Annotated in this window: 21 protein-coding genes, 1 tRNA gene and 1 pseudogene; 14 read left to right on the forward strand and 9 right to left on the reverse strand. The window is 64.8% G+C overall.

The features are described 5' to 3' along the window. Positions 1–2 precede the first annotated feature (2 nt). Positions 3–2,300 carry a beta-glucosidase BglX gene (gene bglX / locus J5M67_RS05255; RefSeq protein WP_368735921.1) on the forward strand — a complete coding sequence of 766 codons (2,298 nt, stop codon included), beginning with the start codon at positions 3–5 and terminating at the stop codon, positions 2,298–2,300. Between the two features lie 60 nt (positions 2,301–2,360). Here bglX and J5M67_RS05260 read toward each other — a convergent pair whose 3' ends face one another. Together J5M67_RS05260 and J5M67_RS29545 are read right to left on the reverse strand one after the other, a co-directional pair. Next, positions 2,361–3,143 (reverse strand): hypothetical protein, encoded by a 783-nt coding sequence (locus J5M67_RS05260; protein ID WP_207884234.1) that lies wholly within the window; start codon positions 3,141–3,143, stop codon positions 2,361–2,363. A 128-nt stretch (positions 3,144–3,271) separates the two neighbouring features. After that, positions 3,272–3,352: pseudogene (locus J5M67_RS29545) on the reverse strand (hypothetical protein); the annotation flags it as partial. A gap of 128 nt (positions 3,353–3,480) precedes the next feature. Here J5M67_RS29545 and edd point away from each other — a divergent pair. The 3 genes from edd to J5M67_RS05275 all read left to right on the forward strand — a co-directional run bounded on the left by edd (position 3,481) and on the right by J5M67_RS05275 (position 7,393). Beyond that, positions 3,481–5,307 carry a phosphogluconate dehydratase gene (gene edd / locus J5M67_RS05265; RefSeq protein WP_207884236.1) on the forward strand — a complete coding sequence of 609 codons (1,827 nt, stop codon included), beginning with the start codon at positions 3,481–3,483 and terminating at the stop codon, positions 5,305–5,307. A gap of 102 nt (positions 5,308–5,409) precedes the next feature. Beyond that, positions 5,410–6,399 carry a glucokinase gene (locus tag J5M67_RS05270; protein WP_207884238.1) on the forward strand — a complete coding sequence of 330 codons (990 nt, stop codon included), beginning with the start codon at positions 5,410–5,412 and terminating at the stop codon, positions 6,397–6,399. Positions 6,400–6,556: 157 nt separating this feature from the next. Next, positions 6,557–7,393, forward strand: coding sequence for a D-hexose-6-phosphate mutarotase (locus J5M67_RS05275; RefSeq protein WP_207884240.1), 837 nt, complete (start codon positions 6,557–6,559; stop codon positions 7,391–7,393). Positions 7,394–7,653: 260 nt separating this feature from the next. Here J5M67_RS05275 and J5M67_RS05280 read toward each other — a convergent pair whose 3' ends face one another. Beyond that, the gene (locus J5M67_RS05280) at positions 7,654–8,511 is read right to left on the reverse strand and encodes a MurR/RpiR family transcriptional regulator (RefSeq protein WP_207884242.1); all 858 of its coding nucleotides are present in this window, start codon (positions 8,509–8,511) and stop codon (positions 7,654–7,656) included. Positions 8,512–8,697: 186 nt separating this feature from the next. On the opposite strand from J5M67_RS05280, the gene zwf reads away from it, so the two are divergent. The 3 genes from zwf to J5M67_RS05295 are packed head-to-tail and all read left to right on the forward strand — an operon-like array spanning position 8,698 to position 11,535. Continuing rightward, positions 8,698–10,167 (forward strand): glucose-6-phosphate dehydrogenase, encoded by a 1,470-nt coding sequence (zwf, locus tag J5M67_RS05285; protein ID WP_207884244.1) that lies wholly within the window; start codon positions 8,698–8,700, stop codon positions 10,165–10,167. After that, positions 10,154–10,870, forward strand: coding sequence for a 6-phosphogluconolactonase (gene pgl / locus J5M67_RS05290; protein WP_207884246.1), 717 nt, complete (start codon positions 10,154–10,156; stop codon positions 10,868–10,870). The genes zwf and pgl overlap by 14 nt, the downstream gene beginning before the upstream one ends. Before the next feature lie 17 nt (positions 10,871–10,887). Further along, the gene (locus J5M67_RS05295) at positions 10,888–11,535 is read left to right on the forward strand and encodes a bifunctional 4-hydroxy-2-oxoglutarate aldolase/2-dehydro-3-deoxy-phosphogluconate aldolase (protein ID WP_207884248.1); all 648 of its coding nucleotides are present in this window, start codon (positions 10,888–10,890) and stop codon (positions 11,533–11,535) included. A gap of 265 nt (positions 11,536–11,800) precedes the next feature. Here the strand turns inward: J5M67_RS05295 and J5M67_RS05300 are convergent, their stop codons facing one another. From J5M67_RS05300 to J5M67_RS05315, 4 genes are all read right to left on the reverse strand, one after another. Next, the gene (locus J5M67_RS05300; RefSeq protein ID WP_207884250.1) at positions 11,801–13,633 is read right to left on the reverse strand and encodes an ABC transporter ATP-binding protein; all 1,833 of its coding nucleotides are present in this window, start codon (positions 13,631–13,633) and stop codon (positions 11,801–11,803) included. A 75-nt stretch (positions 13,634–13,708) separates the two neighbouring features. Continuing rightward, the gene (locus tag J5M67_RS05305) at positions 13,709–14,269 is read right to left on the reverse strand and encodes a peptidylprolyl isomerase (RefSeq protein WP_243434525.1); all 561 of its coding nucleotides are present in this window, start codon (positions 14,267–14,269) and stop codon (positions 13,709–13,711) included. Between the two features lie 29 nt (positions 14,270–14,298). Continuing rightward, entirely contained in the window at positions 14,299–15,090 is a 792-nt protein-coding gene (locus J5M67_RS05310) for an alpha/beta fold hydrolase (RefSeq protein WP_207884254.1), read from the reverse strand. A gap of 34 nt (positions 15,091–15,124) precedes the next feature. Next, on the reverse strand, positions 15,125–16,051 hold the full coding sequence (locus J5M67_RS05315; protein WP_207884256.1) for a LysR family transcriptional regulator: 927 nt from the start codon (positions 16,049–16,051) through the stop codon (positions 15,125–15,127). Positions 16,052–16,106: 55 nt separating this feature from the next. Between J5M67_RS05315 and J5M67_RS05320 the strand changes: the two genes are divergently transcribed. The 7 genes from J5M67_RS05320 to J5M67_RS05350 all read left to right on the forward strand — a co-directional run bounded on the left by J5M67_RS05320 (position 16,107) and on the right by J5M67_RS05350 (position 22,460). Beyond that, positions 16,107–16,421, forward strand: coding sequence for a 3-phosphoglycerate kinase (locus tag J5M67_RS05320; RefSeq protein ID WP_207884258.1), 315 nt, complete (start codon positions 16,107–16,109; stop codon positions 16,419–16,421). A gap of 151 nt (positions 16,422–16,572) precedes the next feature. Further along, entirely contained in the window at positions 16,573–17,172 is a 600-nt protein-coding gene (locus J5M67_RS05325; protein ID WP_207884261.1) for an FMN-dependent NADH-azoreductase, read from the forward strand. A 201-nt stretch (positions 17,173–17,373) separates the two neighbouring features. After that, positions 17,374–17,658 carry an integration host factor subunit beta gene (ihfB, locus tag J5M67_RS05330; RefSeq protein ID WP_015478091.1) on the forward strand — a complete coding sequence of 95 codons (285 nt, stop codon included), beginning with the start codon at positions 17,374–17,376 and terminating at the stop codon, positions 17,656–17,658. Between the two features lie 32 nt (positions 17,659–17,690). Further along, positions 17,691–17,996, forward strand: a complete 306-nt coding sequence (locus J5M67_RS05335; protein ID WP_207884263.1) for a lipopolysaccharide assembly protein LapA domain-containing protein — start codon at positions 17,691–17,693, stop codon at positions 17,994–17,996. Next, the gene (locus J5M67_RS05340; protein WP_207884270.1) at positions 17,989–19,140 is read left to right on the forward strand and encodes a tetratricopeptide repeat protein; all 1,152 of its coding nucleotides are present in this window, start codon (positions 17,989–17,991) and stop codon (positions 19,138–19,140) included. Before J5M67_RS05335 ends, J5M67_RS05340 begins: the two co-directional genes overlap by 8 nt. Before the next feature lie 790 nt (positions 19,141–19,930). Then, complete coding sequence (locus tag J5M67_RS05345) at positions 19,931–21,919, forward strand: nucleoside-diphosphate sugar epimerase/dehydratase (RefSeq protein WP_207884273.1); 1,989 nt, start codon at positions 19,931–19,933, stop codon at positions 21,917–21,919. Positions 21,920–22,112: 193 nt separating this feature from the next. Next, entirely contained in the window at positions 22,113–22,460 is a 348-nt protein-coding gene (locus J5M67_RS05350; protein WP_207884275.1) for a helix-hairpin-helix domain-containing protein, read from the forward strand. Between the two features lie 130 nt (positions 22,461–22,590). On the opposite strand, the gene J5M67_RS05355 is transcribed toward J5M67_RS05350, so the two are convergent. Beyond that, positions 22,591–22,666, reverse strand: a tRNA-Asn gene (locus J5M67_RS05355). A gap of 69 nt (positions 22,667–22,735) precedes the next feature. Beyond that, positions 22,736–23,932 carry an amino acid aminotransferase gene (locus J5M67_RS05360; protein WP_207884277.1) on the reverse strand — a complete coding sequence of 399 codons (1,197 nt, stop codon included), beginning with the start codon at positions 23,930–23,932 and terminating at the stop codon, positions 22,736–22,738. Positions 23,933–24,040: the final 108 nt, after the last annotated feature.

Raw genomic sequence — 24,040 nt, forward strand, 5'->3', positions numbered from 1 at the left:
CAATCAGCCGTATCTGCTGGCTCGGCCTTCTGCTGGGCCTCAATAGCGCTTCGCTTTCCGCCGCCCAGGCGCCCGCCGCCGCACCCGCCGTGCCGCTGCCTGGTCAGTCGAAGGATGCCTTCATCGACAGCCTGATGCAGCGCATGACACAGGAAGAGAAGATCGGCCAGCTGCGCCTGGTCAGCGTCGGTCCCGACCATCCCAAGCCGGTGCTGCTGGAAGAGATCGCCGCCGGCACCACCGGCGCGGTGTTCAACACCGTGGTGCGTCCGGGCATTCGCGACCTGCAGGATGCGGCGATGAAGAGCCGGCTGAAGATCCCGCTGTTCTTCGCCTATGACGTGGTCCACGGCCATCGCACCGTGTTCCCCATCGGCCTGGGCCTGGCGGCGAGCTGGGACCTTGCCTCCATCGAGCGCAGCGCCCGCGTCTCGGCCATCGAGGCCAGCGCCGACGGCCTCAACCTGACCTATTCGCCCACCGTCGACATCGCCCGCGACCCGCGCTGGGGCCGTGTCTCCGAAGGCTTCGGCGAAGACGCCTGGCTGACCAGCAAGGTCGCCGCCGCCGTGGTCAAGGGCTACCAGGGCAAGGGCCTGGACCAGCCGGAAACCATCATGGCCGGGGTCAAGCACTTCGCCCTGTATGGCGCCGGCGAAGGCGGCCGCGACTACAACACCGTGGACATGAGCCCGCAGCGCATGTTCCAGGACTACCTGCCGCCGTACCGTGCGGCCATCGATGCCGGCGCCGGTGCGGTGATGGTCTCGCTGAACAGCATCAACGGCGTGCCCGCCACCGCCAACAAGTGGCTGCTGCAGGACTTGCTGCGCGGCCAGTGGGGCTACAAGGGCCTGACCCTCAGCGACCACGGCGCGGTGGGCGAGCTGATCAAGCACGGCGTGGCCGCCAACGAGCGCGACGCCACCCGCCTGGCGATCAACGCCGGCGTCGAAATGAACATGAACGACGATCTCTACGGCAAGCACATGCCCGAGCTGCTCAAGGCCGGGCTGATCAGCCAGGCCGAGATCGACCGCGCCTGCCGTGACGTGCTCGCCGCCAAGTGGGACATGGGCCTGTTCCAGGACCCGTACCGCTACCTGCAGGGCAAGGACCCGGTGGATACCGACGCCGAGGAGCGCCTGCACCGCGCCGACGCCCGCGAGATCGCGCGCAAGGGCATGGTCCTGCTGAAGAACCAGAACGGCGTGCTGCCGCTCAAGCGTGACGGCGTGATCGCCCTGGTCGGCCCGCTGGCCGACAGCAAGCGCGACGTGATGGGCAGCTGGTCCGCCGCCGGCAAGGCCTTCCAGGCGGTGACCGTGCTCCAGGGCATGGGCACCGCGACCCGCGGCAAGGCTGCGCTGCTCTATGCCAAGGGTGCCAACGTCACCGACGATGCGGAGATCATCAAGTACCTCAACGAGTACAACGAGGACGTCAGCGTCGACTCCCGCAGCCCGAGAGAGATGATCGACGAGGCCGTGGCCAAGGCCCAGCAGGCCGACGTGGTGGTGGCCGTGGTCGGCGAGGCCCAGGGCATGGCCCACGAGGCGTCGAGCAAGACCAACCTGCACATCGCGCAGAGCCAGGTCGAGCTGCTCAAGGCGCTCAAGGCCACTGGCAAGCCGCTGGTGCTGGTGCTGATGAACGGCCGCCCGCTGGACCTGCGCTGGGAAAGCGCCAATGCCGACGCCATCCTGGAAACCTGGTTCAGCGGTACCGAAGGTGGCAACGCCATCGCCGACGTGCTGTTCGGCGACTACAACCCGGCCGGCAAGCTGAGCATGACCTTCCCGCGTTCGGTGGGCCAGGTGCCGATCTACTACAACCACCTGAACACCGGCCGCCCGTTCGACCACGAGCACCCGAACAAGTACACCTCGCGCTACTTCGATTCGCAGAACGGCCCGCTGTATCCCTTCGGCTATGGCCTGAGCTACACCGACTTCAGCGTCTCGGACGTGAAGATGTCAGGCAGCAAGCTGAAGAAGGGCGACCAGTTGACCGCCAGCGTGACCGTGAAGAACACCGGTAAGGTTGCCGGCGAAACCACCGTGCAGCTCTACCTGCGCGACGTCGCCGCTTCGATCAGCCGTCCGGTGAAGGAGCTCAAGGGCTTCAGCAAGATCATGCTGCAGCCGGGCGAGTCGAAAGTGGTGCAGTTCCCGATCCGCGAGGAAGACCTGCGCTTCTACGACAGCCAGCTGCGCTACGCCTCTGAACCGGGCGAGTTCAAGGTCTATGTCGGCCTGGATTCGGACAATGTGAAGGAGCAGAGCTTCACGCTGCTCTGAACGTCACTCGCGCTTCAAACGAAAACGCCACGGCTCATCGAGCCGTGGCGTTTTTCTTTTTCAGGCCGCCGGGTTCGCCAGCTTTCTGGCCCGGCGCCCGATCATCCAGCGCAACGCGCCTTGCACCAGCACCGACAGCAGCGCCGCTTCGGCGAAGCTCTGCAGGGTATCGACCTCCGGCAGGCGCAACGCCAGCCACAGGCAGAAGGCGCCGAAGGCCGGCCGTCCGGTCACCATGCCGCGCAGCAGGACGATGACGAAGCCTGAGCCATTGAGTCGCTGGGACGATACGCAGAGCACGATGGAGAGCAGCGGGAACACCGCCAGCAGGCCGCTCCAACTCGGCCCGGCCCAGCCGGCGAGGGCGGTGACGGAGAGCGTCAGCACGGCACCGGCAAACATGCGCAGGCCCAGCTCGAAGCGTCCGATGGGCGAGATGACGGCCGGCAGTTCCGCGCGCGGCATGAACAACTGGCTGGTCAGCGTGCCCAACGCCGCAGCGCCCAGTGCCCAGGCGGGCAGGACCGGCAGTTGCGTCAGCCCCCAGGCGGCGACCAGCCAGGCCAGCATCGCGCCGCTCAGCGCCAGCGGCCACGTGTGGCGCCGGCAGGTCCAGGCGTAGGTGAAGTTGAACGCCTCCGAGGCGAAGATCGCCGCCAGCGCGAGCAACGCGGCCTGGGCGCCGAAGTCGCGGCCGTGCTCGATTGTGATCAGGTAGAGGATCGGCCCGGTGATGGCGGGCAGGGTGGCGAGGCAGCCGGCGACGGCGGGCCCCCACCAGCGGCCGGAGAGCGAGATCAGCAGCAGGAACAGCGGAACCAGGGTGAGCTTGAGGGCGAGCATGGGGGGCGGCGGATGCAGGTGGACGGCGGATTCTAGTGCGTGGGGCGCATAACGCGAAGCGTTATGCGCCGTTGCTATTGTGCTCTGGCTGTTCGCGAGCAAGCTCCGGCGGCCGAAGAACCTCAGTCCCGATACGGCCCCAAGTAGAGCGCGCGGAGTACGTTCCGACCGATGCGGCCGAATCCATTGCTCGCCAGGCGTATAGTCATGGATGTCGTCTCTTTTCTTTTGTTGTGGTAAAAAACATTAAATTTCCGCTTCGAAGAAAAGTAATCACGCTTTATTCGAAGATTATGTTGTAAAAACAACAACTGATAGTCTGTAGGAGAATGCTGCCATGCACCCTCGCGTGCTCGAAGTCACCCAGCGCATCCAGGCTCGTAGCGCGGCCACGCGACAGCGCTACCTTGATCTGGTCAAGGCAGCCGCCACCAAGGGCCCGCATCGCGGCACGCTGCCCTGCGGCAACCTCGCCCACGGCGTCGCGGCCTGCGGCGAGTCGGACAAACAGGCGCTGCGGCTGATGAACCAGGCCAACGTCGCCATCGTCTCCGCCTACAACGACATGCTCTCCGCGCACCAGCCGCTGGAACGCTTCCCGGAGCTGATCAAGGACGCCCTGCGGCAGATCGGCTCGGTCGGCCAGTTCGCCGGCGGCGTGCCGGCCATGTGCGACGGCGTCACCCAGGGCGAGCCGGGGATGGAGCTGTCCCTGGCCAGCCGCGATGTGATCGCCATGGGCACCGCCATCGCGCTGTCCCACAACATGTTCGACGCCGCGCTGTGCCTGGGCGTGTGCGACAAGATCGTCCCCGGCCTGCTGATCGGCTCGCTGCGCTTCGGCCACCTGCCGGTGGTGTTCGTGCCCGCCGGCCCCATGCCCACCGGCATCTCCAACAAGGAGAAGGCCGCGGTGCGCCAGCTGTTCGCCGAAGGCAAGGCGACCCGCGAGGAGCTGCTGGCCTCGGAAATGGCTTCCTATCACGCGCCGGGCACCTGCACCTTCTACGGCACCGCCAACACCAACCAGCTGCTGGTGGAAGTGATGGGCCTGCACCTGCCGGGCGCTTCCTTCGTCAACCCGAACACCCCGCTGCGCGACGAGCTGACCCGCGAAGCCGCCCGCCAGGCCGCGCGCCTGACGCCGGAAAACGGCCAGTTCGTGCCCATGGCGGAGATCGTCGACGAGAAGGCCATGGTCAACTCCGTGGTGGCGCTGCTGGCCACCGGTGGCTCGACCAACCACACCCTGCACCTGTTGGCCATCGCCCAGGCCGCTGGCATCCAGCTGACCTGGCAGGATATGGCCGATCTCTCCGAGGTGGTGCCGACCCTGGCGCGCATCTATCCCAACGGCCAGGCCGACATCAACCACTTCCAGGCGGCGGGCGGCATGTCCTTCCTGATCCGCCAGCTGCTCGATGGGGGCCTGCTGCATGAAGACGTGCAGACCGTGGTCGGCAAGGGCCTGCGCCGTTACGTGCAGGAGCCTTTCCTCGAAGACGGCAAGCTGGTCTGGCGCGAAGGTCCGGCGGCGAGCCTGGACGAGAACATCCTGCGCCCCATCGACAAGCCGTTCTCCCCCGAAGGCGGCCTACGCCTGATGGAAGGCAACCTCGGCCGTGGCGTGATGAAGGTGTCCGCCGTGGCGCTGGAGCACCAGATCGTCGAGGCGCCGGTGCGTATCTTCCACGACCAGTCGAGTCTGGCCGCGGCCTTCAAGGCTGGCGAGCTGGAGCGCGACCTGGTCGCCGTGGTGCGCTTCCAGGGCCCGCGCGCCAACGGTATGCCGGAACTGCACAAGCTCACGCCCTTCCTTGGCGTGTTGCAGGACCGTGGCTTCAAGGTGGCGCTGGTGACCGACGGGCGCATGTCCGGCGCGTCCGGCAAGGTGCCGGCGGCGATCCACGTGTCCCCGGAGGCGCTCAACGGCGGCCCGCTGGCCAAGCTGCGCGACGGCGACGTGGTGCGCGTCGACGGCACCACCGGCGAGCTGCGCGTGCTGGTGGACGCGGCGGAATGGGAGGCCCGTCCGCTGGTGGAAACCCCGGTCATCGATAACCTTGGCATGGGCCGGGAGCTCTTCGCCTTCATGCGCCAGGCCTTCAGCCCGGCGGAGCAGGGGGCCTGCAGCTTCACCGCCGAACTCAACGGCTCGATCTGAGACGCGCGCCCGCGCGATGGAGTGACCGTCGCGCGGGTGGGCCCGGGTCGATGTCCTATGCTGGCATGAGCCCTTTCTCACAACTTCCAGGCCGAGCTCGCCATGAATTCCAGCAACGCCCAGAATGCTTTCGCCCTGGTCGGCGACATTGGTGGCACCAATGCCCGCTTCGCCCTGTGGCGCGGTGAAGTCCTCGAATCCATCCAGGTCCTGGCCTGCGCCGACTACCAGCGTCCGGAAGACGCGGTACGCGACTACCTGCAGCGCATCGGCCAGCCACTCTCCGCCATCCACAACGTCTGCCTGGCCTGCGCCGGGCCGGTGGGCGCTGGCGACTTCCGCTTCACCAACAATCACTGGGTGATCAAGCGCGACGCCTTTCGCGCCGCACTGGGCCTGAGGCATCTGCTGCTGGTCAATGACTTCAGCACCATGGCCTGGGCGGCGTCGCGACTCTCGGAAGAGCACCTGGTGCAGGTGCGCCCCGGCAACGCGCTGGAGGGCCGGGCGAAACTGATCATCGGCCCCGGCACCGGCCTGGGCGTCGCCAGCCTGATGCCGCTGCCGGCCGGCGGTTGGGAGGTGTTGCCCTGCGAGGGCGGGCACGTCGACCTGCCGGTGACCTCCGAGCGGGATTTCGCTCTCTGGCAATTGCTGCGCGAGAAGTACGGGCATGTTTCGGCCGAGCGCGTGCTATCCGGCAGCGGCCTGGAAAACCTCTACCGCATGAGTTGCCAGATCGATGGCGTCGAGCCGCAATGCGCCACTGCGGCGCAGATCGGTGAACGCGCCATGAGCGGCGATGCCTACGCCGACGCGGTGCTCGAACATTTCTTCCTGTGGCTGGCGCGGGTCGCCGGCAACGCGGCGCTGACGGTGGGAGCGCTGGGTGGTGTGTACATCACCGGCGGTATCGTTCCGCGCTTCCTCGAACGCTTCCAGCGCAGCGGTTTCGCCGCAGCCTTCGCGGCACGCGGCAAGACCAGCGGGCCATACCTGGAGCAGGTACCGGTGTGGGTGATGATGGCAGAGCATCCGGGCCTGTTCGGTGCCGGTGTGGCGTTAGAGCAGGCTCTGAGGGCCAAGTCCTGAGCTGAACGGGCGGTGCGGAGAGCTTTTCGTTGGCGTGGACGCTGCGCGTGACTAGGCTTTGCGGGTAGAATCGCCGCCTTTCATCGAATGTAGTGAAACTACAGCCTCTTTACGCCCCGGAGTGTCCGGGCAGGGATTGGATCAGGACATCCGGATAATGCTCGAGCATCCGCTGCAGCGCTTTTTTCATTCCATGCGGGCCAAGCGCCCCTTCGACTGGGTGCGCTTCCAGCGTCGCGACCTGCTGCTGATCGATCATCCGCAGTGCCAGGCGGTATTCAGCCGCCAGGGCGCGCAATTGCTGCACTTCCAGCCCCGCGGCGCGCGCCCGCTGCTGTGGTGTTCCAGCCAGTGGCCGAGCCTGAGCACGGCGCCCATCCGTGGCGGCATCCCGGTCTGCTGGCCCTGGTTCGGCAGCCACCCGGTCGAGCCCGACTGGCCTCAGCACGGCTGGGCGCGCCAGCGCGAGTGGAGGATGCTCGATGCCTGGGCTGACGACAGCAAGGTGGTGGTCAGCTGGCAACTGGACGTCGAGGACTGGCACGTGCGCCTGGAGGCGCGCCTGGGCCAGGACCTGGATATCGAACTCTCCAGCTATCACGAAGACGACAGCGACTGCCTGTTCAGCTTTGCCCTGCAGCCATACTGGCGCGTGGGCTCGCTGCGCCGCTCGATGGTCCACGGCATGGAGCTGGACGGCAAGGCCAGCGGCCTGCCCAATACCTGGGCTCCGCGCGGGGCGGTCAAGCAGGTGCTCTACAACACGGGCGCTCTGGTGCTGGAAGATGCCGGTTGGCAGCGTCGCCTGCGCATCGACAAGAACGTCGGCGCAGGCAGCGTCATCTGGCACCCCGGCAGCCGCGTGGTGGAGCAGGTGGCGGCGGCCGAGGCGGATCGTTTCCTGTGTATCGGCGCTGCCGGCTATCGCGCGGGTGGGCTGATCCTGGCGCAGGGCGAGCGGATGCTGCTGAACCTGCGGGCCGGGTTGGTCTGATCGTCTGAGCTTCGTGGATGGGCCGGGCTGTAGGAGCGAGCTTGCTCGCGAACCGATTTCCCGGCGGCTCTGAGGCTAGGGCTGTTCGCGAGCAAGCTCGCTCCTACAAAAAGCGGTGGCCGACTCCACTTTTGATCCTGCTGGTGTAGGAGTGGGCTGCTCGGTCGCAGGGGGCTCGTAGCGGACCTTGTCCGCGAATCGTTCAGCCTTGCACTAGAGCATCGCGGAGAAGCTCCGCTCCTACGAAAGCTGCATTTCCCTCAATCTTCCTCATCGAGCTGGTAGCGCGTCGGCACCAGGCTCTCCTTGATCCGCCGCAGGTGCGGCTGGAAATCCACGCCGCGGCGCAGGGTCACGCCGGTGGCGAGCACGTCGAGCACGGTGAGCTGGATGATCCGCGAGGTCATCGGCATGTAGATGTCGGTGTCTTCCGGCAGCGGGATGTCCAGGCTCAGGGTGCTGGCACGGGCCAGCGGCGAATCGGCGGCGGTCAGGCCGAGCACCGAGGCGCCGTTCTGCCGCGCCAGGTGCGCCACCTCCACCAGCTCGCGGGTGCGGCCGGTGTAGGAAATCACCACGAACAGGTCGCCGGTGTGCGCCACCGAGGCGATCATCCGTTGCATCAGCACGTCGCTGTGGGCCGACACCGCCAGGTTGAAGCGGAAGAACTTGTGCTGCGCGTCCAGCGCCACCGAGCTTGACGCGCCGAGCCCGAAGAAGTGGATCTGCCGGGCCTGGATCAGCAGGTCCACGGCGCGGTCGATCACCTTCGGGTCGAGCAGTTTGTAGGCGCTGTCCAGCGAGGCAATGGTGCTGCTGAAGATCTTCCGCGTGTAGGCCTCGGGCCCGTCGTTCTCGGCCACTGCCTGGGCGACGAAGGCCGCGCCGCTGGCCAGGCTCTGGGCCAGCTGGATCTTCAGTTCCGGATAGCCGCTCATGCCGAAGGAGCGGCAGAAGCGGTTCACCGTCGGTTCGCTGACGCTGGACGCCTGGGCCAGCGCGGCGATGCTGAAGCGCGTGGCCTGCTGCGGGTCGCGCAGTATCACTTCGGCGACCTTGCGCTCGGCCTTGTTCAGCTGTTCCAGACGGCTCTGGATCTGCTCCAGCAGGTTTTTCATCCGTGCTCCTTGGGCAATCGACGGTTGGCCGGGTAGGGGCGGCCAGCGGCGCTATCCTAACGTCAGGCCGGCAGGCGACCAACAACGGCGCGAAACGGCAAAAATATGTTGTTTAATTACTACATATTTGTCTTAATGCCGGCGTGGAAGGCTAACTATCGTTCAAAATTTGGTTGGTAACAACAAATGCCTGATGTCCGCGTTCTGCCCTGCACCCTGGCGCTGTTCGGCGCACTGGGTGATCTCGCCCTGCGCAAGCTGCTCCCCGCGCTGTACCAGCTCGATCGCGAGAGCCTGCTGCACGGCGATACCCGTATTCTCACCCTGGCCCGTGATGAGGGCGCAGGCGAAGCCCCGCTGGCCATCGTCGAACAACGCCTGCGCCTGGCGGTGCCGGCGAAGGAGTGGGATGAATCGGTGTGGACGCGCTTTCGCGCACGCCTGACTCACCTGAACATGGATTTCCTCGATGCCGGTTCCTATGCGGCGCTGGCCGAACAGGTCGGTGAGGAACGAACCCTGGTGGCCTACTTCGCCACCGCCGCTTCGGTGTTCGGTGGTATCTGCGAGAACCTCGCTGCCGTCGGCCTCGCCGAGCGCACCCGGGTGGTGCTGGAGAAGCCCATCGGCCACGACCTGGAGTCGTCCCGCGCGGTGAACGACGCGGTAGCGCGCTTCTTCCCGGAAAACCGCATCTACCGGATCGACCACTACCTGGGCAAGGAGACGGTGCAGAACCTCATTGCACTGCGCTTCGCCAACAGCCTGTTCGAGACCCAGTGGAACCAGAACAACATTTCCCACGTGGAAATCACCGTGGCCGAGAAGGTCGGGATCGAAGGCCGCTGGGGCTACTTCGACAAGGCCGGCCAACTGCGCGACATGGTGCAGAACCATTTGCTGCAGCTGCTCTGCCTGATCGCCATGGACCCGCCGGCTGACCTGACCGCCGACAGCATCCGCGACGAGAAGGTGAAGGTGCTGCGCGCGCTAGAGCCCATCGCGCCGGAGCAGCTGGCCACCCGCGTGGTGCGCGGGCAGTACACCGCCGGTTTCATCGACGGCAAGGCGGTGCCCGGCTACCTCGCCGAGGAGAACGCCAACCCCAACAGCGATGCCGAGACCTTCGTCGCGCTGCGCGTGGACATCCGCAACTGGCGCTGGTCCGGCGTGCCGTTCTACCTGCGCACGGGCAAGCGCATGCCGCAGAAGCTGTCGCAGATCGTCATCCACTTCAAGGAACCGCCGCACTACATCTTCGCCCCGGAGCAGCGCTCGCTGATCAGCAACCGCCTGATCATCCGCCTGCAGCCGGACGAGGGCATTTCCCTGCAGGTGATGACCAAGGACCAGGGCCTGGGCAAGGGCATGCAACTGCGCACCGGCCCGCTGCAACTGAATTTCTCCGAGACCTTCCACACCGCCCGTACGCCGGATGCCTACGAGCGACTGCTGCTGGAAGTCATGCAAGGCAATCAGTACCTGTTCGTACGCAAGGACGAGGTGGAATTCGCCTGGAAATGGTGTGACCACCTGATCGCCGGCTGGGGACGTCTGGGCGAACAGCCCAAGCCGTACCCGGCGGGCAGTTGGGGACCGCAGGCGGCTGTTGCCCTGATCGCGCGCGACGGGAGGGACTGGTATGGCGATCACTGAACCGAAACTGGCTGAAGGCATGGCCTGGACGACCTGGAACAACGCCGCCGAGCAGGCTCTCGGCCTGGCCGAAGCGGTAGCCGATGCCCTGCGCGAGGCGCTGAACGCGCGTGGTCACGCGCTGCTGGTGGTGTCCGGCGGGCGCAGCCCGGTGGCCTTCCTCGAAGCGCTGAGCGGCGCCGAGCTGGACTGGTCGAAGGTGTCCGTCAGCCTGGCCGACGAGCGCTGGGTGCCCGAATCGCACCCGGACAGCAACGCCGGCCTGCTGCGCCGTCATCTGCTCAAGGGCGCGGCGGCCAGGGCGCACTTCATCGGTCTCTATCAGCCGGCGGCCTCGCTGGACGAGGCGGCGGACAAGGCTGACCGATTCCTGCATGAGCTGAGCCTGCCCATCGACGTGCTGGTGCTGGGCATGGGCGACGATGGCCACACGGCGTCGTTGTTCCCCGGCAGCCCAGGGCTGGCCGAAGCGCTGGACCCCGCGAGCACGCGCCGCTGCCTGCCGATGTGGGCACCGAGCGTGCCCCGTCAGCGCCTGACCCTGACCCGCGCCGTGCTGCAGGGCGCGCGGATGCAGATCCTGGCGATCCAGGGCGAGGCCAAGCTGGCCACCCTGAGCCAGGCGCTCAGTGACAACGACGACCTGCGCATGCCGGTCAACGCGTTCCTGCGCGCGCCTCTTTCGATCCACTGGTGCCCCTGAGGCACGGAGTTACCGCAATGTCTGAACAACACATCCAGCAGATCGATGCCCTGGCGCAGCGTGCACGCATCCTGCCGGTGATCACCATCGACCGCGAGGCGGACATCCTGCCCATGGCGGATGCCCTTGCCGCTGGCGGGATCACCGTCCTGGAAGTCACGTTGCGGACGTCGCTGGGGCTCACCGCGATCCGCCAGTTGAGCGAACAACGCCCGGAGCTGCTGGTCGGCGCCGGCACCGTGCTCGATCCGCAGACCTTCCGCCAGGCGGAAGAGGCGGGGGCGAAGTTCATCGTCACGCCGGGCTGCACCGACGAGTTGCTGCAATACGCCGTTGGCCGCCCTGTGCCGCTGCTGCCAGGTGTGGCCACCGCGTCGGAAATCATGGCCGCGTACCGCCATGGGCTGCGCCGCTTCAAGCTGTTCCCGGCCAAGGTCTGCGGCGGCGTGGAAGCGCTCAAGGCCTTCGGCGGGCCGTTCCCGGAGGTGCGGTTCTGCCCCACCGGCGGCGTAGGCCCGGACAACCTGAATGACTACTACCGGCTGGCCAACGTGATGTGCGTGGGCGGCAGCTGGATGCTGCCCAAGGCCGCCATCGACAGCGGCGACTGGGCCACGGTCGAACGCCTGAGCCGCGAGGCGCTGGCGCTGCTGGACACACACTGAGCTGTCCTGATCTGGACGTGCCCGGCCTTGCGCCGGGCTTTTTTATGGGGATGGCTTTTCGTAGGAGCGGATTTTATCCGCGATCCGGCCGATAGGCCGGTGTTTAGGGCAGGCACCGCTCTCGCGGTGATCGCGGAGAAGCTCCGCTCCTACGAGAGCCGCAGCTCCAGGTAACCGTAGGAGCGGGCCATGCCCGCGATAGCGCCCATGGGGCGCTCCTACAGGGGAGTTCCGGCGCCGAGCAGAGTCGCGAACGGCTCGCGACTCAATCCACCCCGACGAACCCACCCGTCTGGTGCCGCCACAACCGCGCGTACAGCCCGCCATGGGCCAGCAACTCGGCATGGCTGCCGCTCTCGACGATGCGCCCGTGCTCTAGCACCACCAGGCGATCCATGCGCGCGATGGTGGACAGGCGGTGAGCGATGGCGATCACCGTCTTACCCTGCATCAGGGTCTCCAGGCTTTCCTGGATCGCCGCTTCCACTTCCGAGTCCAGCGCCGAGGTGGCCTCGTCGAGGATCAGGATCGGCGCATCCTTGAGCAGCACGCGGGTGATCGCGATGCGCTGGCGCTGGCCGCCGGAGAGCTTCACGCCGCGCTCGCCGACGTGGGCGTCGAGGCCGGTGCGCCCTTCGGCATCGCTCAGCTGCGGGATGAACTCCGAAGCGCGAGCCTTCTGGATGGCGTCCTGCAGTTCGTTCTCGCCGGCATCCGGGCGACCGTAGAGCAGGTTGGAACGGATCGAACGGTGCAGCAGCGAAGTGTCCTGGGTGACCATGCCGATCTGCGCGCGCAGGCTTTCCTGGGTCACCCCGGCGATGTCCTGGTCGTCGATCAGGATGCGCCCGCCTTCCAGGTCATACAGGCGCAGTAGCAGGTTGACCAGGGTGGACTTGCCGGCGCCGGAGGGGCCGACCAGGCCGATCTTCTCGCCGGGGCGCACCACCAGGTCGAGGCCGTCGATCAGGCCGCCGCCCTTGCCGTAGCTGAACGACACCTGCTCGAAACGCACCTCGCCACGGTTTACCACCAGTGGCCGGGCGTCGGGTTTGTCGATCACCTGGCGGGGCAGGGCGATGGTCTGCATGCCGTCCTGCACCTGGCCGACGTTCTCGAAGATGCCGCCGACCACCCACATGATCCAGCCGGACATGTTGTTGATGCGGATGACCAGGCCGGTGGCCAGGGCGATGGCGCCCACCGAGATCAGCGACTGGGTCCACAGCCACAGGGCGAGGCCCGTGGTGCCGGCGATCAGCAGGCCATTGAAGATGGTGATGGTGACGTCCATGGAGGTCACCACGCGCCCGGCGCGCTGGGCCTTGCGGGTCTGGTCGTCGATGGCCTCGCGGGCGTAGTCCTCTTCCTGGCGGGTGTGGGCGAACAGCTTGAGGGTGGTGATGTTGGTGTAGCCGTCGACGATGCGGCCCATGAGTTTCGAGCGGGAATCGGACGCGGCCACCGAGCGGCGCTTCACCTGGGGCACGAAGTAGCCGAGGGCGCCGACGTAGCCGATCACCCAGAGCACCAGCGGGATCATCAGGCGCCAGTCGGCCTCGGCGAACAGTACCAGGGCGCTGATGGTGTAGATGACCACGTGCCAGATGGCGTCCACCACCTGCACGGCGGAGTCGCGCAGGGAGTTGCCGGTCTGCATGATGCGCTGGGCGATGCGCCCGGCGAAGTCGTTCTGGAAGAAGCCCAGGCTCTGCTTGAGCACGTAGCGGTGGTTCTGCCAGCGAATCAGGTTGGTCATGCTGGGGTTGATGCTCTGGTGTACCAGCATGTCGTGCAGGCCGTTGAACAGCGGGCGCAGGACCAGCGCTACCACGGCCATCCAGATCAGTTCACGGCCGTGCAGGGCGAAGAAGTTGGTGGGGGCGGTGCCTTGCGCGAGGTCGACGATGCGCCCCAGGTAGCTGAACAGCGCGACTTCGATCAGCGCGACGATCAGGCCGACGAAGAGCAGGGCGAGGAACACCGGCCAGACCTGGCGCAGGTAATAGACGTAGAAGCGGATGACGTCGGACGGCGGCATGCGCTCGGGGACGTCGCGGAAGGGGTCGATCAGACGTTCGAAACGACGGTAAAGCATGATTCTTCTCGGGTTGGTAGCGGGTCCGTCCTGGACCCGCTGAACAGGGCCTCCGTCAGCCGTAATCGTGGAAACTTACAGACGCTTGGCGGAGAGGATGACGACCGGGGTTTTCGGGACGTCCTGGAACATGCCGTGGCTGCCGGTCTGGACCTGGGCGATCTGGTCGACCACGCCCATGCCGCGTACGACCTTGCCGAACACGGCGTAGCCGAAGTCGCGATTGCCGTGGTTGAGGAAGTCGTTGCCGGTCAGGTTGATGAAGAACTGGCTGGTCGCCGAGTCCACTGCACTGGTGCGGGCCATGGCCAGGGTGCCGCGCTCGTTGAGCAGGCCGTTGTCGGCTTCGTTCTTGATCGGTGCCTGGGTGTCTTTTTCCTTCATGGCTTCGGTGAAGCCGCCGCCCTGGATCATGAAGTTGGGAATCACGCGGTGGAAGATGGTTCCGTTGTAGAAGCCGCTGTCGACGTAGGACAGGTAGTTCTTCACAGAAATGGGGGCCTTGTCGGCATACAGCTCGATTTCGATTTCACCCTGGGTGGTGGACAGCAGCACGTGCGGCTTGTTGGCGTCGGCGGCGAAGGCGGAACCGGCCAGGACCAGGGAGCAGGCAGCGAGCAGGAAGCGTTTGAACAGAGTCATTTGGCGGATGTTTCCGTTAGGTTCTAGGGATGGTCGACCTGCTCGAGGAAGTCGAGCAGGGTGGTGTTGAAGCGTTCCGGTTGGTCCAGCGGGGTAGCGTGCCGCGAATCCTCGATCACCACCAGGCGAGCGTTGGGCAGGTTTCCGACGTAGGCCTGTTTCAGTGAGACGGGTGTGTAGTCGCGGTCGGCGCTGATCACCAGCGTGGGACAGGTTATGCGCGCCAGGCGCTCCTGCACACCCCAGCCGATGATGGCGTGCAGGCTGGAAAGGTAAGCGCGTTTGTCGTTCTGCGGCCAGCGCTGCTGGATCTTCTGGCGCAGGTCGGCCTGTTCGGGCTTGGGGAACAGCAGCTTGGCCAGCGCCTTGCCCACGGTGTCCAGGCCCAGCACGTGGGCGAGGAACAGGCGGCGCGCCACTTCCAGGTATTCGCGCAGGGTTCGGGGTTTCACCTCCGGCGCGCTGTTGACGATGGTCAGGCTGTTCAGCCGTTCCGGCCAGCGGGTGGCCAGTTCGAAGCCGATCATGCCGCCCATGCTGATGCCCACCAGATGCACGCGGCCCAGATGCAAGTGGTCGAGCAGGGCGATCACGTCTTCGGCGAAGGCGCCGATGCTGTAGCGTTCCCGCGGTTTGTCCGACTGGCCGTGGCCGCGCACGTCGAGGGCGATCACCCGGTGGCGTTTTTCCAGTTCCGGCACCTGGTATTCCCAGTCGCGGGTGCTGGAGCCGAGGCCGTGCACCAGCAGCACCGGGGTGCCGAATCCGCTTTCCTCATAATGCAGGCGGTGGCCGGCGTGGTCGAAGAAGGGCATGACGGGCTCCTTGCTTGGTCTCTGGGGCCTGTCCTCAGGCCGGGCTCTCGGGGGCGGCGAAGTGCGCGTCCAGCGGGACGCTGGCAAAGGTGGTCAGTAGCTCGACGAGAATCTGCGTGGCCGGACCCAGCGGCTTCTCCTTGTTCGGGTAGAGGTAGAAGCGGCTCTCGCGCACGCCGCCCTGGGTCAGCGGCAGCGGTTTGAGCACGCCGTCCTTGAGCTCGCGCTCGATCATGTGCCGCGGCAGCCAGGCGAAGCCCAGGCCATTGCTGACGAAGGTGGCTGCGGTGGCCAGGCTGCCCACCGTCCAGCGTTGCTCGGCGCCGAGCCAGCCGACGTCGCGCGGCTGCAGGCGGCCGGAGTCGCGGATCACCACCTGCATCTGGGTTTCCAGATCCTGGTGAGTGACCTCGCGCTGCAGGCGGTGCAGCGGGTGGTCGGGGTGGGCGACCGCGACGAAGTCCACCACGCTCAGATCGGCGCCCAGGTGGCCGGCGATGTTCAGGCCGCTGATGGCCAGGTCCGCATGGCCCTGCACCAGGGCTTCTTCCACGCCGGAGAGCACTTCCTCGCGCAGCAGCACGCGGCAACCGCGGCTTTGCGGCATGAAGGCGGAGAGGGCGCGGACCAGGCGCACGGTGGGGTAGGCGGCATCGACCACCAGGCGAACTTCCGGCTCCCAGCCTTGTTCCATGTGGTGGGCCAGCTCTTCCAGCTGGCCGGCGGATTTCACCAGTTGGCGGGAGCGCCGCAGCAGCACCTCGCCGGCCTCGGTGAGCACCGCCTTGCGTCCGTCGATGCGCAGCAGCGGCACGCCGAGCTGTTCCTGCATGCGCGCCACGGTGTAGCTGATCGACGATTGCGAACGGTGCATGGCTTCCGCCGCCTGGGCGAAGCCACCGTGATCGACCACGGCTTGCAGGGTTCGCCACTGATCCAGGGTAACGCGGGGCGCTTTCATCCTCGCTTCCTCTTGTCTAATCTGGCGGTCCGGAGAAAACCAACAAGAGACCGCCATGAAAAAAATCTGCTGTGCCGTACTGGCTCTGCTGCCGTTGACCGCCCTGGCTTATCCCATCGAGGTCGAGAAGAAGCTCAATGGCACAGAGGTCAGCTATGACACCCAGGACATCGGTGACCGGATGGGGGCGATCCTGCTGCGTAACAACGGCCAACAGCCGGTGACCTGCACCGCCGTGTTCGTCAACGGGCCGGAAACACCCCATGTGCGCAAGGCCACCGTGGAGCCGGGCAAGGACGCGAACATGGCCACCAGCTTCAGCCGCTCGGTCATCAAGCTGCGCATCAAGCTCACCTGTACGCCGGCCTGAGAGCCTTCTTTATCCGTCCAAGACTAGAAGCAGTTCAGCTGAAAATCAATTTATTCGATAGTTAATAGCGATTATTTCCGCTTTTTTATCGAGTTATCCATCTCTAGGATTCACTCCATCGACAAGTCACTGACCGATGGAGGTCGAATCCATGTCCCGCGTTCTGGTTATCGAAAGCAGTGCCCGCCAGCAAGGTTCCGTATCCCGTCAGCTGACCCGCGAATTCATCGCCCAATGGCAGGCCGCCCACCCGGCGGACGAGATCCAGGTTCGCGACCTGGCCGTCGAGCAGGTGCCGCACCTGGATGCCAACCTGCTGGGCGGCTGGATGAAGCCCGAGCTGGAACAGTCCGAGATCGAACGTTCCGCGCTGCAACGTTCCAACCTGCTGACCGCCGAACTGCAAGCCGCCGACGTGCTGGTACTGGCCGCGCCGATGTACAACTTCGCCATCCCCAGCACCCTGAAATCCTGGCTGGACCATGTACTGCGTGCCGGAGTCACCTTCAAGTACACCGAGACCGGCCCGCAGGGCCTGCTGACCGGCAAGCGCGCCTTCGTGCTGACCAGCCGCGGCGGCGTCTACGCCGGTGGTGCGCTGGACCATCAGGAACCCTACCTGCGCCAGGCGCTGGGCTTCGTCGGCATCCACGACGTCACCTTCATCCATGCCGAGGGCCTGAACATGGGGGCCGAGTTCGCCGAGAAGGGCCTGTCCAAGGCCAAGGCCCAGCTCGCCGCCGTCGCCTGATCCCGCTTTACCTTGCGCACCCTTTCGCTCCTGGGTGCGACCGTGGCCGACCTCCTTCCCCCGGAGGTCGGCCATTTTTTATTCCCGATAATGACCCGGCAGGGGTAAATCACATCCTCTCCCTTCGGGCTGTTCAAAGTCTGATCAGCATGCTAAAAGAACCTTGAGCTGATCTAGCCGCTTGAAAAAGAAGGGAAAACCATGACCAAGTCGGAGTTGATCGAGAGAATCGTCACCCATCAGGGGCAGCTTTCCGCAAAGGATGTGGAGCTGGCGATCAAGACCATGCTTGAGCAAATGTCCCAGGCTCTGGCGACGGGGGATCGCATCGAAATCCGGGGTTTCGGTAGTTTCTCGTTGCATTATCGCGCCCCGCGCACCGGCCGTAATCCGAAGACCGGCGAGTCCGTGCGCCTGGATGGCAAGTTCGTTCCGCACTTCAAGCCCGGCAAGGAGCTGCGAGACCGCGTCAACGAACCCGAGTGAGCCCCCGGGGTATCCGTTTTGAAGGAGTTTCCATGCTTCGGGTAAAGCGTTTCCTGTTCATCCTGGCGCTGGTCGTACTGGCCGCCGTGGTCGTGGTTTTCGTCCTGGAGAACCTCCAGCCGGCGCAACTGACCTTCCTGGGCTGGCAGTCGCCGCAATGGCCGCTGGTGGTGTTCGTTTCCCTGGCCTTCATCCTGGGCGGGCTGATTGGCCTGCTGATGGGCATTCCTGTCCGCGCCAGGGCGCGCGTCCGCATGGCCGGCATGCGCTCCGAAATCACCCGCTTCCGCAAGGAGAACGACGCGCTGCGTGACAAGTCGCTGACGGATCATGCCTAGCGTCATTGCCACGCTGTTCTTCTTCTGCGCTCTGGCCATCGGCTGGTGGATGGGGCGCTGTTCGCGTTTCCAGCCCGTCTCCCGCGAAGGCAATGACCTGCGTTCGCGCATCCACAGCATGCACAACCTGCTGGAGCGCCACTCCGACGATGCGCTGGAAAGCCTCTCCCAGGGGCTGGTGCTGAGTCCGGAAACGCTGGAAAGCCATCTGCATGTTGGCAATCTGTTCCGCCGGCGCGGTGACATCGAAAAAGCCATTCATATTCACCAGGACCTCCTGGGGCGTGCTGGCGAGGATATTTCGCTGGCCTCCCAGGTTCGCCTTGAACTGGCGCGAGACTTCATCGCCGGTGGCTTGCTCGGCAGTGCCGAAGAGTTGCTGGACCAGTTGGTCCACCTGCAGGGCGAGCCGATTTCGCTGGAAGCGCTCGACGAACAACGATTGATCTGTGAGCGGGAGAAAAACTGGTCCCGGGCGATCGAACTGGCGGCCCGACTGGTGCCCAGTCGCCCCGAGCTGATCGCGGCGCTGGCCAACTACTACTGCGAACTGGCCCAGGAGAAGGGGCGCGGCGGTGACCGCAGCGGAATGCAGGAGCTTCTGCGCGAGGCTCGCCGGGTAGATCGCCATTGCGTGCGGGCGCTGCTGATGCGCCTGGATTGCGAACTCTGGCGGCAGGATTATCCCGCGGCCGTCGCCACCATGGGCGAGGTGGCACGGGACGCCAAGGCTTTCGTGGGGGAGATCGTGCCGCTGTTGCGCCGCTACGATTGCCTGGGTGTGCCGCTGATTCGAGAGTTCCTGCGCAACCTGGCGGAGTCCGAAGAGGTCCCACCGCTGATCCTGGCAGTCCTGGCCGAGACCGAGGATGACAATGTCTCCACGCACTGGCGTGACAGTTTGTTGCGGCGTGTCGAGCAGCGCCCGTCCTGGCAAGGCGTTGGCGAGTTCCTGGGGGCGCTTGGCACGGCGGGTGTCAATCCGTCCGCCATTGAAAAAATTGCCCCAGTAATCATCGGCTTGTATAGGACAATGCCGCGTTATCGCTGCAGTCGCTGCGGTTTCGCCGGGCGGGAGCTGCACTGGCAGTGCCCGAGTTGCCATGCCTGGAATGCGCTGCGGCCGGTTATTGCACCTCTTTAAGCAGGGGTTCGCACGATACTCTGGATGACGCCAAGGGCGTCAGGCTTTACAGATCGAGGCGCGTTTGTGCGTGGGGCGGGGAGTGCGGTACCGCGCCGACTTGATCACGGCCTCCCGCAGAAGTCTTGCGGCCAGTCCTGGCACGAAATGGAGGGAGCGCAGTTGGCCCGAGGAGACCGGTCTTGAACTGTCGGTAGTACGATGCTATCGCTGCTCTACGGGCTAGGTGCCAAAGCCAATTTCGCCACTCTGAGGGGCGCCCCGCAAGGGCGGCTGCCATTGCCTGTTGCGGCCATAAGACCGCTTTTTTCTGGCTTTCCGGGATCTGGCCAGAGTGTGGCGGGAGATCTGCTAGCCTTAATATTCTCGGTCGGGCTACCAGATCTGAACAACTTCATGGGTGGCATCGATAGTATCGCCCGTCTGGAGATTATCAGTGCCTGCCTGGCAGGTGCATTCGGTTGCGGGCTGGTCGGCGCGAGCGCGACGATGTGGCTTCCATTGATCTGCGCGGTGGCGATCAGGGGGGGCTGATATGGAATTCCCCCAGCGCGCACTTTTGCACGGAGTGCCCGCCACAGAGGATTTATCGGGGCGCTCCGAGCGGGCTGGGTATCACCGCCGAAGGTGCGAAATTGGCTGATTTTGCTCGGAGTTTTTGGTGCTTGTCGTGGCTCGTCTGGGTGCAGGTCGTCCGGATGATCAGGATGTGAGCTGAACTCCATTGGAAATGGTGGTCAATGTAGCGGGGGGAAGCGTTATCCCTGCTCTGGATGAAGGACAAGCACCAATGCTCCGAGAACGCCTGCTGAGGCTTCCGCGACGGTACAAGCGACTCTTGCAGGTCGCCACTGACATCACTCTGGTCTGGTTCTCGCTCTGGATGGCGTTCATCGTCCGCCTGGGGACAGAGGACCTGATGTATCCGCTGCGCGTACACAGCTGGTTGTTCGTTGCTGCGCCCTTGGTGGCGTTTCCGCTGTTCATCCGTTTCGGCATGTACCGCGCGGTGATGCGCTACCTCGGTAACGACGCGCTGATCGCCATCTGGAAGGCAGTGACGCTGTCTGCGCTATTGCTGTCGTTGGTGGTGTACTGGAATCGTTCGGTCGTGGAGGCGGTTCCCCGTTCTCTGGTATTCAATTACTGGTGGCTCAGCCTGCTGATGGTGGGCGGTCTGCGCCTGGCCATGCGCCAGTACTTCATGGGGGACTGGTACAGTGCCGTGCAGGCCGTGCCCTTCTTCAACAAGCAGGACGGCTTGCCGAAGGTGGTCGTGTATGGGGCCGGTTCGGCGGGTAACCAGTTGGTTGCCGCCTTGCGCCTGGGGCGGGCCATGCGCCCGGTGGCGTTCATCGATGACGACGACGAGATAGCCAACCGGATTATTGCTGGTCTTCGCGTGTACAAGCCCAAGCATATCCAGCAACTGATCGAGGAGACCGGCGCACAGGAAGTGCTGCTGGCCATTCCGTCCGCTTCGCGTGCGCGCCGCCGTGAAATCCTGGGCTTGTTGGAGCCCTATCCGCTGCACGTGCGCAGTGTTCCGGGTTTCATTGACCTGGCCAACGGACGGGTGCGCGTGGATGATATCCAGGAGGTGGACATCTCCGACCTGCTCGGGCGGGATGCGGTCGAGCCGCGCAAGGAGTTGTTCGAGCATGGCATCCGTGGCCAGGCGGTCATGGTGACGGGGGCGGGTGGCTCCATAGGCTCGGAGCTCTGCCGCCAGATACTGGCCTCCTCGCCGACGGTGCTGGTCCTGTTCGAGCACAGTGAGTACAACCTCTATCGCGTGCACCAGGAACTGGATATGCGCATCAAGCGCGAGTCCCTGCCGGTTCAGCTGGTGCCGATCCTGGGATCCGTGCGCAGCCCCGAGCGGCTGCTCGAAGTCATGCGGACCTGGAAGGTAGTCACCGTCTACCACGCCGCGGCCTACAAGCATGTGCCGATCGTCGAGCACAACATTTCCGAAGGTGTGCTCAACAACGTACTCGGCACTCTGCATACGGCCCAGGTGGCGGTGCAGGCCGGGGTCCAGAGTTTCGTGCTGATCTCCACCGACAAGGCGGTACGGCCGACCAATGTCATGGGTGGCACAAAGCGGTTGGCGGAAATGATCCTGCAGGCTCTGAGCCAGGAGCCGGCGCCGGTGCTGTTTGGTGACAAGTCTGGTGTGCATCAGGTCAACAAGACCCGCTTCACCATGGTTCGCTTCGGCAACGTGCTGGGCTCGTCCGGTTCGGTGATTCCGCTGTTCCGCGAGCAGATCAAGCGCGGCGGGCCGGTGACGGTTACCCATCCGAACATCACCCGCTACTTCATGACGATTCCCGAAGCCGCACAGTTGGTGATCCAGGCTGGCTCGATGGGATGCGGTGGCGACGTGTTCGTGCTCGACATGGGGCAGCCGGTGAAGATTCTCGAGCTGGCCGAGCGGATGATTCACCTGTCCGGACTGAGCGTGCGCTCGGAGCGTACGCCTCATGGCGATATCTCCATCGAGTTCAGTGGGCTGCGGCCGGGTGAGAAGCTGTATGAGGAGTTGCTGATCGGCGATGACGTCAGTGCCACCGAGCATCCGATGATCATGAAGGCCAACGAAGAGCTGATGCCTTGGGAGGGTTTCAAGCTGGTGCTGGCCGACTTGCTCAGGGCGGTCGAGCAGGGCAACTACGCGCGGGTACGCCAGTTGCTGCGTGAAACGGTCAATGGCTATTCCCCGGAGGGTGACATCGTTGATCTCATCCACCAGCATCGGCGAATGGAGCCCTGATTGGGGGCTCTTAGCAGGCGGCGGAAGAGCCGCATCTGCGAACGTCGTCAGTTGTTTCCTTGCGATCTGTCGGCTGTGGCGGAATCTGCTGCCGACTCTTTAAACCGACATTTTTACGGGCATTCCTGACGATATGTTTTTTGGGCGGCGCAATGGTGCCCGCCTAGAAACCTGATTCATCAAGGAATGATTCATGAAGAAGAGTCTGCTTTCCGTTGCAAGCATGATCCTGCTGGTCAGCCTTTCCTTCGCTGGTGTCGCCAGTGCTGCCACCAAGGCTGAGCCGGCTGCCGCTCCGGCCGTCGAGTCCAGTGCTCCCGCCAGCAAGGCGCCGGTCGCTCAAGCCGAGACCGTGAACATCAATTCCGCGACTGTGGAAGAGCTGCAGAAGTCGCTGAAGGGGATCGGCAAGGTCAAGGCCCAGGCGATCATCGATTACCGTACGACCAACGGTCCGTTCACGAGCGTCGATCAGCTTCTGGAAGTGAAGGGCATTGGCAAGGGAACCCTGGACAAGAATCGGGACAGGATTTCGCTCTGAGCCTTGTCGGGGAAAGAAAGCCGGTCGATGACCGGCTTTTTTATGAGATGTGCACCAGGGCGGGTGATGCCTGCTGGTTTTTCGCGGCACAAAGAAAAAGCCCCCGGCATGTGCCGAGGGCTTTGAATTTTGGCTCCGCGACCTGGACTCGAACCAGGGACCCAATGATTAACAGTCATTTGCTCTACCGACTGAGCTATCGCGGAACAACGGGGCGTATCTTACTGATTAAAAAGGGGAAGTCAACATCGCTCCGATGACTTCCCCTTAATTTTTTACAGCACCTGGACGATGGCGCGGGTCACGGTGTCCAGGTTGCCGTTGTTCAGCGCGGCGACGCAGATGCGGCCGGTGCCCACGGCATAGATGCCGAACTCGTTCTTCAGGCGCTCGACCTGCTCGGCGGTCAGGCCGGAGTAGGAGAACATGCCGCGCTGCTGGGCAACGAAGCCGAAGTCACGCTTGGCGCCCAGGGCGGCCAGTTGCTCGACCATGGCGACGCGCATGGCGCGGATACGGGTGCGCATTTCGCCCAGCTCTTCTTCCCATACAGCGCGCAGTTCCGGGCTGTTCAGCACGGAAGCGACGACGCTGGCGCCGTGGGTCGGCGGGTTGGAGTAGTTGGTGCGGATCACGCGCTTGACCTGGGACAGGACACGGGTCGATTCCTCGCGGCTGTTGGTCACGACCGACAGGGCGCCGACGCGCTCGCCATACAGCGAGAACGACTTGGAGAAGGAGCTGGACACGAAGAAGTTCAGGCCCGACTTGGCGAACAGGCGCACAGCGGCGGCGTCTTCGTCGATGCCATCACCGAAGCCCTGGTAGGCGATGTCGAGGAACGGCACGTGGCCCTTGGCCTTGAGCACGTCCAGGACCTGCTTCCAGTCGTCCATGGTCAGGTCGACGCCGGTCGGGTTGTGGCAGCACGCGTGCAGCACAACGATGGACTGCGAGGGCAGGGCGTTCAGGTCTTCCAGCAGGCCGGCACGGTTCACGCCGTTGGTGGCGGCGTCGTAGTAACGGTAGTTCTGCACCGGGAAGCCGGCAGCCTCGAACAGGGCGCGGTGGTTTTCCCAGCTCGGGTCGCTGATGGCGACGGTAGCGTTGGGCAGCAGGCGCTTGAGGAAGTCGGCACCGGTCTTCAGTGCGCCAGTACCGCCGACGGCCTGGGTGGTCACGACGCGGCCTTCGGCCAGCAGTTCGGAGTCAGCACCGAACAGCAGCTTCTGCACGCCCGAATCGTAGGCGGCGATGCCTTCGATCGGCAGGTAGCCGCGCGGAGCGTGGGCCTCGATGCGGGCTTTCTCCGCGGCCTGCACGGCGCGCAGCAACGGGAGACGGCCTTCCTCGTTGTAGTAAACGCCTACGCCCAGGTTGATCTTGCCCGGACGGGTATCAGCGTTGAAAGCTTCGTTCAGGCCCAGGATGGGGTCACGGGGGGCCATTTCGACAGCGGAGAACAGACTCATTTTGGCAGCAGCTCTAAGGCGGGAGTGAAGTGCAATTGCAACCCCCGCTCACGGCGCTGGGGGTTGCGTCGACGGGCCGGTATTATATAGGCCTCTGTGGCAGGCGGC

It is taken from the genome of Pseudomonas sp. 30_B (assembly GCF_017491605.1).
Taxonomy (GTDB): domain Bacteria; phylum Pseudomonadota; class Gammaproteobacteria; order Pseudomonadales; family Pseudomonadaceae; genus Pseudomonas.

Bases quoted from the DNA above. Each gene is read 5' to 3' on its own strand.
- J5M67_RS05360 (WP_207884277.1), bottom strand. From the start codon at position 23,932: ATGAGTCTGTTCTCCGCTGTCGAAATGGCCCCCCGTGACCCCATCCTG.
- J5M67_RS05350 (WP_207884275.1), top strand. From the start codon at position 22,113: ATGAAGAAGAGTCTGCTTTCCGTTGCAAGCATGATCCTGCTGGTCAGC.
- J5M67_RS05345 (WP_207884273.1), top strand. From the start codon at position 19,931: ATGCTCCGAGAACGCCTGCTGAGGCTTCCGCGACGGTACAAGCGACTC.
- J5M67_RS05335 (WP_207884263.1), top strand. From the start codon at position 17,691: ATGCTTCGGGTAAAGCGTTTCCTGTTCATCCTGGCGCTGGTCGTACTG.
- J5M67_RS05340 (WP_207884270.1), top strand. From the start codon at position 17,989: ATGCCTAGCGTCATTGCCACGCTGTTCTTCTTCTGCGCTCTGGCCATC.
- ihfB (WP_015478091.1), top strand. From the start codon at position 17,374: ATGACCAAGTCGGAGTTGATCGAGAGAATCGTCACCCATCAGGGGCAG.
- pgl (WP_207884246.1), top strand. From the start codon at position 10,154: ATGGCGATCACTGAACCGAAACTGGCTGAAGGCATGGCCTGGACGACC.
- J5M67_RS05310 (WP_207884254.1), bottom strand. From the start codon at position 15,090: ATGCCCTTCTTCGACCACGCCGGCCACCGCCTGCATTATGAGGAAAGC.
- edd (WP_207884236.1), top strand. From the start codon at position 3,481: ATGCACCCTCGCGTGCTCGAAGTCACCCAGCGCATCCAGGCTCGTAGC.
- J5M67_RS05300 (WP_207884250.1), bottom strand. From the start codon at position 13,633: ATGCTTTACCGTCGTTTCGAACGTCTGATCGACCCCTTCCGCGACGTC.
- J5M67_RS05320 (WP_207884258.1), top strand. From the start codon at position 16,107: ATGAAAAAAATCTGCTGTGCCGTACTGGCTCTGCTGCCGTTGACCGCC.
- J5M67_RS05270 (WP_207884238.1), top strand. From the start codon at position 5,410: ATGAATTCCAGCAACGCCCAGAATGCTTTCGCCCTGGTCGGCGACATT.
- J5M67_RS05295 (WP_207884248.1), top strand. From the start codon at position 10,888: ATGTCTGAACAACACATCCAGCAGATCGATGCCCTGGCGCAGCGTGCA.
- J5M67_RS05275 (WP_207884240.1), top strand. From the start codon at position 6,557: ATGCTCGAGCATCCGCTGCAGCGCTTTTTTCATTCCATGCGGGCCAAG.
- J5M67_RS05315 (WP_207884256.1), bottom strand. From the start codon at position 16,051: ATGAAAGCGCCCCGCGTTACCCTGGATCAGTGGCGAACCCTGCAAGCC.
- zwf (WP_207884244.1), top strand. From the start codon at position 8,698: ATGCCTGATGTCCGCGTTCTGCCCTGCACCCTGGCGCTGTTCGGCGCA.
- J5M67_RS05260 (WP_207884234.1), bottom strand. From the start codon at position 3,143: ATGCTCGCCCTCAAGCTCACCCTGGTTCCGCTGTTCCTGCTGCTGATC.
- J5M67_RS05280 (WP_207884242.1), bottom strand. From the start codon at position 8,511: ATGAAAAACCTGCTGGAGCAGATCCAGAGCCGTCTGGAACAGCTGAAC.
- J5M67_RS05325 (WP_207884261.1), top strand. From the start codon at position 16,573: ATGTCCCGCGTTCTGGTTATCGAAAGCAGTGCCCGCCAGCAAGGTTCC.